Origin of the sequence: Streptomyces sp. NPDC051976 (genome assembly GCF_040680795.1) — a bacterium.
Taxonomy (GTDB): Bacteria; Actinomycetota; Actinomycetes; order Streptomycetales; family Streptomycetaceae; genus Actinacidiphila.
Genome location: NZ_JBFAXL010000019.1, coordinates 102,537 through 116,897, shown reverse-complemented (window position 1 = coordinate 116,897; position 14,361 = coordinate 102,537). Strand labels below are relative to the sequence as shown.

Genomic DNA, 14,361 nt, shown 5'->3' with positions numbered 1-14,361 from the left:
TCTCAAGAGGAGCTTCGCCATGCCCGAAACCCTTGCTGTGCCGCCGTTCTCGGCCCGCATCGTCGAACGGCTCGGGGTGGGACCCCACAGCCGACGCGAGAGGGTCATCCACTCACTCGACGGCCTGGAGGACGCCGTCCACCCCGACGCGCTCGCCTCAGCCGGAACCCGCCTGTGGGAACGCCTTGTCACCGCAGTACCCGCCGCTCTCGACACCGTCGACTTCCTTCTCGGCCTGGACGCCGGCGGCATTCTCCCCACCGTCGCCCTCGCCTCCGCCGCGGGTCTCCCGTACAAGATCGCCTGGAAGCTGCACCTGCCGCTCGACGGCGCCGTCCGCTTCAGCGAGCCGCACGCGATGCGCACAGACGTCTTCGCCTACGGGATCGCCCGTGGGCAGCGGATGATCCTCGTCGATGACGAGATCACGACCGGCCGCACCCTCGCCGACCTGGCCCGGCGCCTCCGTGAGGCCGGAGCGCAACCTGTGGCCGCCGTCTGCCTGGTGGAGGACGCCACGCAGGGAGGTCGGGCTCTGCTCGCCCGTCTCGGCGTCCCGTTGGTGACGCTCACGGTGATGGGGACCGCGTCATGACGGCCACGGCCACGACCGGAGTGCGCTTCTGTCCCGGCGCCGTGTGCTTCCCCGCGGACGCAGTGCACACCACGCCGCTCGGATACGACCGCCAGAGCATCGCGATCGGAGCGCCGCTCCCGGTGCCCGCATCCGCCGAACTGGCCGACCGCCTGGGCGAGTGCGACGAGATCCTGGTGTCCTTCCAGAGCAAGCTCGGCGACTCCCTCCTCGCACTATCCGTCGTCCGCGCCCTGAGTGACTGGTTCAGTCTGCGATCACCGGCCAGGCGACTGCCCGTCCGTGTCGAGGGCCCGTACGCGAGACTCATCGCCCGTACCGGACTCCCCGCGGGCGAACCAGCCGTCGCGCGAGGCAAGTTCGTCGTCATCGGTGACCGCGAATCCGTCGGTCGCCATCACCCCGCCGCGCACGCCAGCATCATCTGCGACCCGGCCGCGCCCCCGTGCTGGTCCACCGACGGCCAGGCCCAGCCCGACATGCCCGCCCGCCACTACCTCGCACTCGAACGCCGCCTCGGAATCCGCCTCCCCGCCACCAGCACGTTCGCGCCCACTCTCGTCACCGGCCCGAATCGGCTCACCCAGCAACTGCATGCAGCGGGCTGGTTCGACGGCTTGACGATCGCAGCGATCACCGCCACGAGTTGGCCCGAGCGCAAGAACTACACCGCTGAGCGCTTCACCGAGGTGGCCGCCCGTATAGCCGAGGCCCGGCAGACCCCGATTCGGCTCCTGCTCATCGGCGGGGAGCACGACGGCTGCGTCCGCATCGCCGCCGCAGACTCCGCCCGCGGAGTACGGGCCCTGTACCTCGACGGCCTGCCCGCGGACGAGCTCGCCGACGTCTTCCCCCGCTGTGACCTCGTCCTCGGCAACGACACCGGCCTGACCCACCTCGCTGCCCTGGCCCGCGATCCCGACGGCGGCGGACCGCCCGTACTCGGTCTCTACGCCCGGCACGCACACAGCAAGTGGCGCACAGGCCATCCCCACCACCACGCCGTAGCCACAACCTTCTCCGAACGCATGCACCAAGGCGACCTCTGTCCCGTACGCGACACCATCGCGCCCGGCGCCGACGTCCACCTCGACGCGATCACCCCCGCCGCGCTGGCCCGCGTCTGCATGGAACTGCTGGGCAGGGCATACGGATGACTGCAGACCGACGGCGATGGCGCATCGGCGCCATCCGCCGCGCCACCCGCAACCTCTTCCTCCCGCTGGACGCCAACGGCCATCCCCTGCTGATCAAGTACACGCGAGACCGCGAGGAGGCCCGCCAGGAAATCCGCGGCCACGCCCGACTTCTCGGCCACTACCGCGTCCCCGCACTCCACGCCCACCTGCGCGTCCCCCGCGGACACTTGCTGGCCTACGAGCGACTGCCCTCAGCCCCCGACCGAGGCTTGCTGCTCGACCTGCTGAACACGGAGACGGTCACCGCGGAACTCCAGCAGTACATGGACGACCTCACCACCGCCTACCGCAACGTCATCCTGGAGACCGCTCAGGAAGCGCCGCCCACCGACGTCGTCCGCAAGCTGTACTGGGACCGGGCTGCAGCGGGGGGACGCCTGGATACGTACTACCGCGGCGCGAACTTCCCCGTGGCCGACGGCATCGTCGACCTGCCGATCACCCGCCTCGCGGAGTACGTCCTCGTGGCGAACGGCCAACCCCTGGTCTTCGGCTGGACCGCCACCCTCCGCAGGCTGCGCGCCCACTTCCAAGGCGCCAAATCCGTATGGGCCGCCCTCACCCAGGGTGACCCCACCGATGTCAATCTCGCCCACCCACTGGCTTGGCTCGACTACGACACCGCCGGGCTCAACAGCATCCTCGGCGAGTTCGCCAACTTCCTCTGGTACATCACCGCGCTCGGCGGCTGGCTCGTCCCCACCTACAACCGGGCCGCCTTCGCCGACCACCCCGCCACATTCGCCCACGTGGAAGCCAACTGGCCCCGTCTGCACCGGGTGTACGTGAACCACAGCGCCCGCACGATCCACGTCGACTACACCCCGCAGCTCTGCGCACCCCGAAGAGCGGCCGCGGCCGCCTACTGGAATCTCCTCGTCCAGCCGATCGCCGACAAGCTCTGGCCAGACGGCAACCTCGCCGAACTCCTGCGCCCCTACCTGGCCATGCGCATCCTCGCCGTCTACAACCTGGCCGACCTCGCCCCCGTCGACCGGCTCCTGCTTCTGGTGCGGCTTGCCGAGGTCACGGGCCCCACTTTCGACCCCGTCACCTTCTTCACTACCGAGGAGGCACCATGCCTGGCCCCTTGAACGGGCGCACCGCCCTCGTCACCGGAGCAACCGGCGGCCTCGGCAGGGCCATCGCCCGTCGCCTGGCCGCCGACGGCGCCGCTGTCGTCCTGGGCCACTTCGGCGCCTGGGACGACGCCCGTGAACTCGCTGACAAGATCACCGCCGACGGCGGCACCGCACGTCCGTTGGAAGCCGATCTCCGCGACCCCGACGCGGTCCGCTCCCTCTGCCGCCAGGCCCACGGCCGCCCCGGCCCCGTCGACATCCTCGTCAGCAACGCCGGCGCCTACCCCCGCACAAGCTGGGCCGACACCACTCCCGCGATCTGGGAGGACATGTTGGCCACCAACGTCACCAGCCACTACCTCCTGGCACACGAACTCACCCCCGCCATGGCCGCCCGCGGCTGGGGCCGCATCATCGCCATCGGCTCGGTCCTCGCCACCACCGGCCGCCACGACCTCTCCGCCTACATCAGCGCCAAAGCCGGCCTCGAAGGACTCACCCGTGCCCTCGCCCGCGAACTCGGCCCCGTCGACATCACCGCCAACTGCGTCGCCCCCGGATCGATCGCCGTCCCCGCCGAAGCCACGGTGGTCCCCGACCAGGAGGCCATGACCACCCGCCAACTCGCCCGCCAATGCATCCAACGCCGCGGGCACCCCACCGACATCGCCGCCGCCGTCGCCTTCCTCGCCACCCCCGACGCCGGCTTCATCACCGGCCAAACCCTCCGCGTCGACGGCGGCTGGATCCTTGGCTGACATCTGGCTCATGCGCCACGCCGCCTACGAAGGCCACCGCCCCGGCCACCACGCCCCACCCGACGCCCCCCTCTCCGCCGAAGGCCGCACCCAAATCCACCGCGCCCTCCCCCTCCCCGACGGCATCACCGCCATCGTCACCAGCCCCCTCCACCGCGCCCGCCAAACTGCCGGCCTCCTCTCCGATCTCACCGGCGCCCGGGTCGTCGACACGACCCCGCTCCTTGCGGAGTGGCGCGCCCCCAGCATGGTGATCGGCCACACCCCCGACACGTACCCGCCCGAGTACCGCGCCTGGCGCGTACAACGCGCCACCAAGCCCTGGCTGGCCTGCGGGGACGGCGAGAGCCTCACCGAGCTGTACGACCGGGCCGGCCGCTGCGCCGACTACCTCGCCGAAGTCCACCGCGGCCGGAACGGCGACGTGTTGGCTGTATCCCACAGTGTGCTTCTGAGCGCATTGACGTGCCTCGACACCTGCTCGCAGAACCCCGAAGTTGCCTTGCAGCAGGAATGGCCCTTCGCCCACCTGATCAACGCCGCTACGAGGCTGTGAACCACAGCGGCCTGGTGTCTCAGCCGGATTGAAGCTCCTCCATCGGCCGCTCGGCTGCCAGTCGAGCGGGCCGAAGGCGAGGGTCCTCCGGATGAGCATACGGCCCGGCGATCTTCGCGCACGCGAACAGTGCCATCACCTACCGTCCCGGCTGTCCAGGTCACGGTGGCGCTCCCTTCGCACTCGCTCGGCCAGTTCCGGTACCGCGAGGGGCTGCGCCCACAGCGACGCCGAATCCAGGCCCCGAGGCGCCGTGCCCCAGTCCTCTCAGTCGAACAGACAGAACCGCGGCCCCGTCACGTTCGCCCAGTTCATATCTCCATGGGCAGGACGCCATTGCCCCACTGCCGCAGCCGGCGCGCCGCGAAAGACCGCGCGGATGACCTGGCTGACGTGAGCCGCAGTGATCGCGACCGTGTCCGGCGTCGCCAGCCTCGTGGTGTGCGCGCAGGCCAAAGCGTCCAGGGAGGAGTTCAGCGTCGACCACCAATCGCTTGGCAGCTCGGGCGCCTCAGTCAGAACGCCACCCGACTTCACCGGCGTGTCGGGCAACAGGTCCATCTCGTCCGCACGCCACATGACGCCTTCAGCGTCATCCCGCCAGGACACCGCCGACCACCACGTCGGCTGGGCGACGCCCACCAGGAGCGCGGCGCACTCCGCACCATTCCACTCCTGCACCCCGATCCGCGAACGGCCGCCGCTCGATCCGCACCCACGTACCGGCCTCCGACCGCGTCCCGATAGTCCGCCGCTTACGTACCACGCCCTCCCGGTCCAAGCCGGTCTGAAGCGCGCGCTCGACCCGCGTCATAACCTCGTCCACCGGTTCTTGGCGCAAGTCGACCGCTCGAGTCGAAGATGCCGAAGGAGTCATACCCGGGAACCTAGCGCCGCTGCCGCAGCCCCAGATACCTCCATCGGCTTCCGTCTACAGAAAGCGGGAGCCAGTCACGCTCACAGACGACCAACCGCCATCACCCCACCCCTCGCACACGGAAAAACGGTCATAGGATGCTGTGCAGCAGCGGCGACAGGCCGTGCCAGGCTCACTTAGCCGGAAGCAGCGGCGCCAAGAAGCGGCTCGGCTCGCCGTGCCAGGTGATGGCCAGGGCGTCGCGGGCGCGGGTGGCCGCCACGAAGAGCAGAGAGCGGGCGCGGTGGAGTTCGCGCTGGTAGCGGCTCGCGTCGGTGTGGGCCCACGCGTCGACGGAGGCGCGCGGGACGAGTCCCTCGGAGGCTCCGGCGATAATCAGGCAGCGGTACTCCAGGCCCTTGAAGCGATACATCGTTCCGATGTGGACGCCCTGCTCGCTGCGCGGGCCGTTCTGCGTGATCTCCGTGGCCGTGATGCCGCGACGGGCGAGGCGATCGGCGAGTTGGGTGACCATGTCGTTTGTCGGGACGCAGATGGCCGTGGATTCGCGGGGTACGTCGTGCCAGGCCCTCAGCTGTTCCACCACCAGGTCCATCTCCTCGTCCCAGCTGCGCGCCCCGCGCAGCGAGGGGGATGGGCCGTGGAGGACGGAGCGGTACCCGGCGAGGGTGTCCGTGTCGCCGTCGAGGTCGTCGTAGTCAGCGCCGTCCAGGACGCGGATGGCTTCGCGGAGGATCTCCCGGGTCGTACGGTAGCTGAGTGTTAGTCGCGATGACCGGCCGCGGATGTGGACGCCGAGGCTACCGAGGGTGACCTGGTTGTCGTAGATCCGCTGGTGAGTGTCGCCGACGAGGAAGATGTCGTCGGGGGCTGACGGCACCATGGCACGCAGCATCTTCCAGTGGGCGGCGCTGAGATCCTGGGCCTCGTCGACCACGATGTGCCGGTAGCGGTAGCGCAGCCAAGCGCCCGACCCGGCCTCGACGTCGAGGTTGTCGAGGCCGCCGCGGTCCTGACGTTCCCCGGCACGCTTCTCGGTCTTGTCCCGGCGGACGGTCTCCAGCCGAGCAGCCCGCTCGGCGACCTGGCGGTGGGTCTCCAGTCCCTTGGTCTCCAGCCGCTGGACGAAGCGCTCGGCGAGCTGCCACACCTTGGCCCGCTCGGCGCGGCTGAGGCTGACTCCCCGTCCGGCCCGACGGACGACGAAGTAGTCGTTCCGGGACGTGACGGCCTGGCCGAGGATGACCTGGTTCCACTCGTCGCTGAGGAACTCGGCGTTCCAACGGGTGTCACCCACCTCCACCAGAAGTTCGCGCCATTCGCGGAGCGCTGCGGTGTCGTCGATCCGCCGGTTCGCGTTGCCCGGGTCCGCCTCGTTGACGATGCGGGTGGCCAACTGGTCGACGTGGGTGATGTCGACACGGGCAAGTACCTCGGGGCCGCCGAGCGAGAGGATCCGGGTCCGCAGGTCCGCCGCGAGGTTCCGGTTGAACGTGGTGAAGAGGACGGGCTTGTCGCGGCCGGGCGGGAGGTTGCGCACCAGGTGGCGCACGCGATGGAGGGCGACGATCGTCTTGCCGGTCCCCGGCCCGCCCCCGACGCGTGCGGGGCCGTTGTAACGCCGGTGGACCAGTTTCTCCTGCGTCGGGTGGAGAAAGTTCTTCCAACGCCCGAAGTCGCCCTCTTCCAGGATGCTCTGCAGCGACTCGTCGTCGGTGATGACGACGGTCTGGGAGCGGTCGACGGCCGCCTGCCAGTCGTCGGTGTCGAGGTTCTTCTCCGGCTCTGGCACGGCGACGGGTGCGGTGACCTGCTCCATCACCTCGTCGTACGGGACCCCGTCGCGCAGCCGGAGGAGCACCTCCCCTGTGTGGCGGGGAGCGTACTCGGCGAGGCCGAGCAACTCGTCGTCCGTGGTGAGCTTGCGGACGATCGGCATGAGGGGCGCGGCGACGCCCAGGTCGGCGAGCTGCTGATCGGTGTACGCAGCGAAGAGCCGCTCTTCCGGAGCCGCAGCCGCAGCCGGGGCCGGTTCCGGCGCGGGTACAGACGCGGGGGCGGCCGGCGGCTTGGGTTCACTGCGCAGCACCTTCTGCTCGACGACGTGGAGGTCGACGTACTCGATGGCGCCGGTGACGTAGTTGATGCCGTAGTTGAGGCGGTCGAGGTTCTCGTAGACGTGGCTGCGGTGCTGAACGGCGACGAGGAGCCAGTCGTCGCGGCCAAGGCGGATCATCAGGGCCCGCCACTCGCGGTTGACGCGCGCCGACCAGAGCCGTTCGTGTCCCTCCAGCCGCTTGAGGTGGAGACGACCTGATTCGGGGTTGCGCCGGAAGTCGTGCTGGAACGTGTAGAACGCCCCGAGGACCGCACGGTCCAGCTTGATGATCTCCTTGTCGGCCTTGTCGAGTAGGCGCAGGGTGACGCCCGTCCGCGGCGCGCCCGTGACGCTCATCGCTGGTACTCCTCATGGTCGTTCGCCGCCCCGCCGCCCCCCGCGCGGGAGGGGCCATCCTCCCCGCCAGAGGGGCCGCCCGCCAGCTCGCCGAGTTCGCCGGCGTCCCATTCCGTCGCGGTACGCACCTGCCAGCCCGCCACCCGGTACGCATTGTCCCGCTCCGCCGCGTCGACGTCCCGCCCCGAACCCGGGTCCGGCCGGTGCGCGAGTACGACGCCGACGCGCCGGTCGGGCCAGGCGAGTTCCGCGGGCCAGGCTTCGGCCCCCAGCTCGTAACCAGCTTCCGGCACTGGCACGTCCCGGTTCGCGAGCGCCTGGGCGAGCGCGAGCAACCCGGGCTCGTCGACCAGCAGCTCGATTGTGTCGTCCCAGGCAGGATCCCGTACACCCGCCGCGGGCTGCGGTACCCCCCGCTGGGATGCGAGCCATCCGACGCCGCCGGTGACCCCCAGCTCACGGGGCTGGAAGTCGGCCAGCATGCCGGTCGTGAGCTGCACCCCATCGCCCTCGCCCGCGTCGAGGAACTGGAGCAGATTGCTCCAGTACAGCCACGCCCGCCAGCGCCTGCGGTGCCCAGCCTCGTCGTCCCGCACCGACTCCGCCCGGTCGTCCAGTACGGTCAGCGCAGTCCACACCGCTCGGGTCGGCCCCCCGCGCGGGTCGAGCACGATGGTCAGCGGGCATCCTGACGCATCACGAGTGGCCATGACCTGGACGGCACCGTGCCCACCGGCCAGCCGCTGGCCGCGCAGCGATTCGCTGATCCTGCGCCCGATGTCCGCCCCGTCGGCCAGCGCCCTGCTTGTGGCGGAGACGGCGGCGAAGCCGGCGAGCGCGCTCTGGGTGCGCCGACGCCATACGTCAGGATCCGGGTCAGTGAGGTAGCCGATCAGCGTCTCGACCGGATTCGCCCACACCAGGCGCGTCAGGTCACGGGTGTCCCCGGCATGCATGCGCCGGTGCACGTCCATGGCCGTCTTCTGCGCGGTATTCGGGTACGGACGCCACGGGGGGGCGGCCTGCGGGCCGGTCTGCCCGGTCCAGGCCTGCACGTCGTCCCAGGTGAGCTGGAAGACCTGCCAGCCTTCCGTACGCAGCCGAGTGCGCTTGGCCGCGTCCTGCTCGGCGCAAGGGTGCTCGGGGCTGGCGTGGTAGCGGTACCCGTCGAGGTAGACGGCCACCCGGCGGTCACCGCCGGTGCTACGGAAGACCACGTCCGGCCGGGTGAAGCCGAGCGGGGTCTGGGTCTCCATCTGCCAGCCGCGGACGGTGCCGTCGGCGGCTTTGAAGCGCAAGGTGGTGTCCCGGGTGCCGTCCGCCACGAGCTCGGTGCGGACGCTGACCTCGTCGGTCCGCTCGGCCCATTCCAGCAGGCCTCGCCGGAAGAGCGCCTCCAGTTCGCTCTCCACCTGGTGGACCAGGGTGATGTCCCGGGTGGTGGCGACCGGTCGGACCTCCCACCGGTCCTCGGTGCGGCCGAACAGGTCGCCGAGCATGTCCAGCGCTTGCTCGCGGGAGACCAGTTCGTACTCGCTGTCGCTGACGTGTCGCAACAGGCACCGGTGGCAGGCGGATCGGCCCTGCCCGACGCACACGCAAGTCTCGATCGCTTCACGGGCCGCGGCGAGGACGTTCCTGAGGCCGTCCTGGCCGGCGAAGCGGTGCAGGTAGCCAGTGCCGCCGGGGAGGGTGTCGTACAGCACGAGGTAGTGACGGCGGTGGGCGCTCTCGCCGCCTTCCTCCGGCATGGAGTCGGTAAGGACGGCCAGGTGGTCGGGGTCACCGCCGTAGCTGCGGGCGATGCCGGCGAGCAGCAGCGCCTTGAACGAGACGAGTCTTTCCCGGGTGTGGGCGGTGACGGCGGGGATGAGGATGCGCAGCGCGTCGGTGTCCAGTTCGTGGGCGAGTAGCAGCCGCTCGCCGCGCCGGGCTGCATCGGCTCCGGCGCGTCGCCTGGGGCACCAGGGGCGGTGGTACCTGCCGTACCCGGCCGGGTCGCCGGTGTCGTGGGCGGCAGGGCCGCCGTCCGGGTCGGCGAAGCCGCACGCGTCGCAGACCCAGAAGGGGTTGAGCCGGACCTCCTGCCCGGCGAAGGAGGTGTCGGTGCCGCCGTCGACCCGGACGGCCCCGACGTTGATGTGCCGGATCTTCGCCTGCCGGGTGAACTCCCAGCCGAAGGTCGCGTGCGAGTGCTGCCAGGCCTCCTCGACGTCGCGCGCGTCGATGTCCACTGCGGGGACGACAGTGTAGTGCCGCCGCTCCCGCTCATCGGTGTCGTCGCGTACGCGCACGTCGTCGCGCTTGTCCCGGGAGGTGACCCGGTGCGGTACGAGGACCTTGTGCAGGCAGCCAACGTCGCCGATGGCGGCGGAGCAGCAGCGGGGGCAGGCCGAGGCGTCCTGCTCGGCGCGGTGGGTGCGAATGTGCCCGCAGTCGGGGCAGACCCTCCACCACAGCCAGGCAGGGCGGCCGGGGCTGCCGACGTCGAGGCCGGTGACACGGTGCTTGTAGCCCTGGACGTAGTAGTGGTTGCCGGGGGCGAACTCGGTGAGGGCCAAGCGTGCCGGGCGGCTGTGCCGGAGGGCCTTGCTCTGGTCCTTCCGGTCGTCGATGCGGTCCTCGCCGCCCCTGCGGCGGCCCTCGCGAGTGTCGTCGTCGCGCTTCTCGGTCCAGGTGAGGGTGGCTTCCAGCTCCGTGCTCGTGTCGATCAGGCTGTAGTTGGGCAGCAGACCGAGGTCGACAAGGGCCCCGTGCGCGGTGGTGCGGCTGATCTCGCGGGACAGGCGCGCCACGTCCCGGCGTTCGGCCCGGAGCTCGCGCCCTTGCCGCTCGTGGTCAGGGTCGCCGGCAACGAGCAGCCCGTGGGCCTGGTCGATGGCCTCGGTACGCCGCTGGAGTTCGGCCCGGCGCTCCTCCCAGCGCGTGCGAGCGGCGTCCAGGACGCCGCCGAGACCTTTCGGGCCAGGATCGGTCGCGTACGTGACGAGGGCGGCGCGGGCCTGCGGACTTACGCCGCTACCGCGGGTTTCGTCGTACGGGGGGAAGAGGTCGAGGAAATTCTGGACAAGGCGTTCCCCGGCGGCGTGCGCGGCCTCGGCGAACTCCGCCTGCCAGGCCGCCGTCCCGAACAAATCGGTGGCCCGGCTGGGCAGCGGGCGCAGCGACGTACCGTCGGGCGCGGTCAGCCGCCCGGCGGCGGCGAGGTCGAGAAGGTGGGCCAGGTACTGGCGGCGCAGGATCTCGGCCGCCGACAGGTAGCAGCCGGGCGGCAGCACGTCCCCGGCGATCATCAGTCGGGGGTCTTCGAGGTAGTAGCGGTCGCGCGGGCCCCGGTCGACCATAGTGAGCAGGTACGCGTTGCCGGTGCTGCGGCCGGCCCGGCCCACGCGCTGGATGTAGTTGGCCGGCCCCTTCGGTAGCGAGGCGAGTACGACGGCTGACAGGTCGCCGATGTCGATCCCGAGTTCGAGAGTGGGAGTGCAGGACAGCACCTGCGGGTTGGCGTAGTGGACGTCGACGCCGTCGCGGAAGGCCTTCTCGACGGCTTCCCGCTTGGCGCGGCTGAGTGCGCCGGTGTGCTCGGCCGTGTTGATGGTGAAAACGCCCGCGTCTCGGTACATGCGCCGGTAGAAGTCGTCGGTGAAATCCCGTTGCCTCAGGCCGCTGTCCAGGTCGCGGCCGGTGCGGAGCCTGCCGGCGCACCGGTAGCGGGGGCAGGGCTGTCTATACCACAGGTCGGCGAGGTCGGGGTGGACGGTCTGCTCCCAAAAGCAGCGCGGGCAGTGCGCGGTGGCGTGGGGCAGAACCTCGTCGGCGAGCTTGCGGACCTGGATGTGGCCGGGTTGCAGCCCGTAGACGCGGGTGGCGCCATCCAGCGCGGTGCGTACGGAGAGGGCGCCCATGTCGGCGAGCGCGGGCAGCAGGCGGGCGAGGAAACCGCCCGCGGCCTCCGGGGGCAGGCCGAGGGCGCGTACCACCCAGTCCTGGTACCAGCCGAGCCGGCCACTGAGCACGTCGAAGTCCTCGCTGCCCTGCTTGGGCGAGCCGAGGAGGAAGGCGGGTGCGGACAGCCCGCGCGGGAAGGCCGGCATGCCGGTCGCCCGCCCGCCCCAGATCGCCCACCGCCGCACCCCCGCCTGGTCGAGCCAGGGGTCCAGCCAGGCGTGCCGGACGGCGCCCCGGGTGCGCAGCCGCTCCAGCAGGCCCTTCACGAAGCCGAGGTACTCGTCGGGCCCCGGCGCGGACCCGTCGGGCAGGGCGATCTCCCCCGGCGTGGTGAGCAGCAGTTCCCGTACGAGGTCCGCAACGGCGTCCGGGTCCTCGATGGGCACGTCGGCGGCGACGGTACGGGTGAACTCCAGGGTGCGTCCCTGCCGGGACCGCAGCCCGAACTCCATGACGGTGGCGAACGCCAGGCGTTGCGCGATCAGCTCCCAGGTGGCCCGGGACCCGCGGCTGCGGCCGGACAGTAGGGTGTCAACGCCGCGGACCATGTGCAGGTCCGGCGGGATGACGGCGGCCTGCACCTCCGTGCTGTCGACGACGTCCGCGATCAGGTCGGCGGCCAGGTCGTTGAGGGTGGTCGGCTCGTCCTCGTCGATGCGGCTGGCGAGCAGTGCGCGCAGCGAGAAGGTGTACGAGCGGCTGGCGACGTATCCAGCGCGGTGGGCGGCGTCCTGGACGGAGTCGTTGAAGAGCAGGGTCTTGTTCTCGTGCAGCGTCTTGTCCAGCTCGCCGCCGGTGAAGAGCTGGGTGATGGAGGCGGCGGCGAGCGCGGCCAGACCGGTGCCGAGGTAGCGGATGGAGTTGAAGGTGCGGCAGGCGGGGCACTGGTCGCGTTCCGCGGCGCGGTCGCCGTCGAGGTCGACGTGCACGAAGGCGGCGTCGTGGCCAGGGCCCGGCCGACCGGGCCCGCCGCCAAAGTCGTTCTCCGGCGACAAGGGCCGCAGCCGCCCGCGGCTGCCCTCAAGGACCATGACGACCGGCCCTCCGCGACGGCGTTCCGCCCCGGGGCCCAAGGCCGCCTCGTGCGCTTCATGCGGGGTGGCGGCGATCATGTTGCGCACCCTGCGCTTGTCGCGACTCACGGAGGCGCGGCGAATCCTCGTCGCGGTCAGGTCGAGGTCGGCCGGGTCGATCTCCGGAGAGTACGCAGCCCAGCCGGAGCGCCCGCATTCGCGGCAGAACACGGCGGGCAGGAAGACGTCCGCGGGCGGCGTGGCGCTGTCGTCGGCTGGTACGGGGGGCTGCTCGGCGGCGTCCAGGGGTACGGCGGGGCCCTCGCCGTCGTACGGGAAGGGCCGGGCGGCGAGTTCACGGTCGCTCAACCGGCCGCCGGCTGGCACCCGTTCGTCGTCCCAGCGGAATTCGGCGCGGGCCGCGCTGACCCCGCGCAGCACGCGGGTGACCGACCGCACCCAGTGGTGGACCTCGATGGACAGCAGCGGCTGCCCGGGGTCGTCGCGGTTGCGGGCGTACGACAGCAGCGCGATGTACCGGGCGAGTGCCAGCGCGGCCACCCGCGGCCGCTGCTGCACGTCCGCGCCCCAGTGGTAGGCATACCGCGGCAGCACCTCGGTGATCTCGGCGAGGGTCTTGGGGGCGCCGTCGAGGATCTCCAGCACGGCGGCGGTGAGCCGGTGCCGGCGCAGTACGCCTCCCAGCTCCTCGGGTGTCGGCCCGCTCAGCTTGGTGAAGGCGGTGACGAGGGCGTCCATGGCGTCTCGGTCCCGGGTGGGGTCGCCCAGCGCCAGGACCTCCTGCGGGGAGGGGAAGGGCAGGGTGAAGTCGCTCTCGCCGGTGAAGTCCTTGGCGGAGCGTCTGTCCTCGCCGACGACCGAGTCCGCCGGGAAGGGCACGCCGAAGACCTGCTCGGCGACCTCACGCATCCCCGCCTCGTCATCGGCGCCGCTGGCCCCGAGGGTGGCCGACGTGGCGACCGGGCAGATCGGCCCGAGCGGCCGGCCGGGCTCGGCAAGCCTGGTCACTGACCCGAGCCGCCGCAGCAGCATGGCCACGTCCGTGCCCTGGGCCCCGTCGTAGGTGTGGAATTCGTCCAGGACCACGAACGCGAGGGCCGGGTCCTGCCACAGCGGCTGGTCCTCGGGTCGCTGCAGCAGCAGGTCGAGCATCTTGTAGTTGGTGATCAGGATGTCCGGCCGAGTACGCCGGATCTCCTCCCGATCCAGGGCGACCGCCGGGTTGGCCCGCTTGAACTCCTGCGACGGCGTGTCGCCGATGTAGAGCGCCGCCCGCACGCCCGCGTCCCGCAGCCGGGTGTCCTTCGGGTCGCTGAGTCGCTTGCCGATGCGCTGCGCCTGGTCGGTGGCGAGCGCGTTCATCGGGTAGAGCAGCACCGCTTTGACGCCCTCCCGTCCTGCCAGGCGCTCCCGCAGGCAGTGGTCGAGCAGCGGAATCAAGAAGGCCTCTGTCTTGCCCGACCCGGTTCCCGTGGTGACGAGCGTGGGTCGCGCCGGCCCGTGCAGTGTGGACAGCCGCTCCCAAGCCAGCTCCTGGTGCCGGTATGGCGTCAGGTGTGGGTGCCAGCTCAGGTGCCGCTTCCAGTCCGCCCCGACGGCCCTGGGGAAGGGGGTACGAATACGCAGGTAGGGCCCGCGGAAGATCCCGTCGTCGGCGTCCCCGAGGAAGTTCTCCAGCGCCCGCCGCGTGCTCTCGTCAGCCAGCGCGTACGTCGTCGCGAGGTACTGGCTCAGGCTGGCCCGTACCTGCTCTGCGGCGAGAGTGGGACGCACGCGCGGGACCTCCTAGGTGCTAGTGCTCCTGGCGGGAGCCGGGCAGGTCGGGGCGCCCGTTCACCGCCTACGGTAGCGGTGACG

The 14,361-nt window shown here is 71.1% G+C and carries 7 protein-coding genes and 1 pseudogene; 5 read left to right on the top strand and 3 right to left on the bottom strand.

What is annotated here, in order from left to right; all coding sequences use genetic code 11:
• Positions 1-19: 19 nt before the first annotated feature.
• The 5 genes from AB0M29_RS20440 to AB0M29_RS20420 are packed head-to-tail and all read left to right on the top strand — an operon-like array spanning position 20 to position 4,190.
• Positions 20-595: a phosphoribosyltransferase gene (locus AB0M29_RS20440; RefSeq protein ID WP_365384409.1), complete on the top strand. Its 576-nt coding sequence runs from the start codon at positions 20-22 to the stop codon at positions 593-595.
• Positions 592-1,752 (top strand): glycosyltransferase family 9 protein, encoded by a 1,161-nt coding sequence (locus AB0M29_RS20435; RefSeq protein WP_365384407.1) that lies wholly within the window; start codon positions 592-594, stop codon positions 1,750-1,752. The genes AB0M29_RS20440 and AB0M29_RS20435 overlap by 4 nt, the downstream gene beginning before the upstream one ends.
• Positions 1,749-2,888, top strand: coding sequence for a hypothetical protein (locus AB0M29_RS20430; protein WP_365384405.1), 1,140 nt, complete (start codon positions 1,749-1,751; stop codon positions 2,886-2,888). The genes AB0M29_RS20435 and AB0M29_RS20430 overlap by 4 nt, the downstream gene beginning before the upstream one ends.
• Positions 2,873-3,634: an SDR family oxidoreductase gene (locus tag AB0M29_RS20425; protein ID WP_365384403.1), complete on the top strand. Its 762-nt coding sequence runs from the start codon at positions 2,873-2,875 to the stop codon at positions 3,632-3,634. Before AB0M29_RS20430 ends, AB0M29_RS20425 begins: the two co-directional genes overlap by 16 nt.
• Positions 3,627-4,190 carry a histidine phosphatase family protein gene (locus tag AB0M29_RS20420; protein WP_365384401.1) on the top strand — a complete coding sequence of 188 codons (564 nt, stop codon included), beginning with the start codon at positions 3,627-3,629 and terminating at the stop codon, positions 4,188-4,190. Before AB0M29_RS20425 ends, AB0M29_RS20420 begins: the two co-directional genes overlap by 8 nt.
• Positions 4,191-4,209: 19 nt before the next feature.
• On the opposite strand, the pseudogene AB0M29_RS20415 reads toward AB0M29_RS20420, so the two are convergent.
• The 3 genes and pseudogenes from AB0M29_RS20415 to AB0M29_RS20405 form a co-directional block, all read right to left on the bottom strand.
• Positions 4,210-5,067: pseudogene (locus AB0M29_RS20415) on the bottom strand (hypothetical protein).
• Between the two features lie 172 nt (positions 5,068-5,239).
• A complete protein-coding gene (locus AB0M29_RS20410) occupies positions 5,240-7,522 on the bottom strand; it encodes a UvrD-helicase domain-containing protein (protein ID WP_365384399.1) in 2,283 nt (760 codons plus the stop codon).
• Complete coding sequence (locus AB0M29_RS20405; protein ID WP_365384397.1) at positions 7,519-14,277, bottom strand: DEAD/DEAH box helicase; 6,759 nt, start codon at positions 14,275-14,277, stop codon at positions 7,519-7,521. Before AB0M29_RS20405 ends, AB0M29_RS20410 begins: the two co-directional genes overlap by 4 nt.
• Positions 14,278-14,361 lie beyond the last annotated feature (84 nt).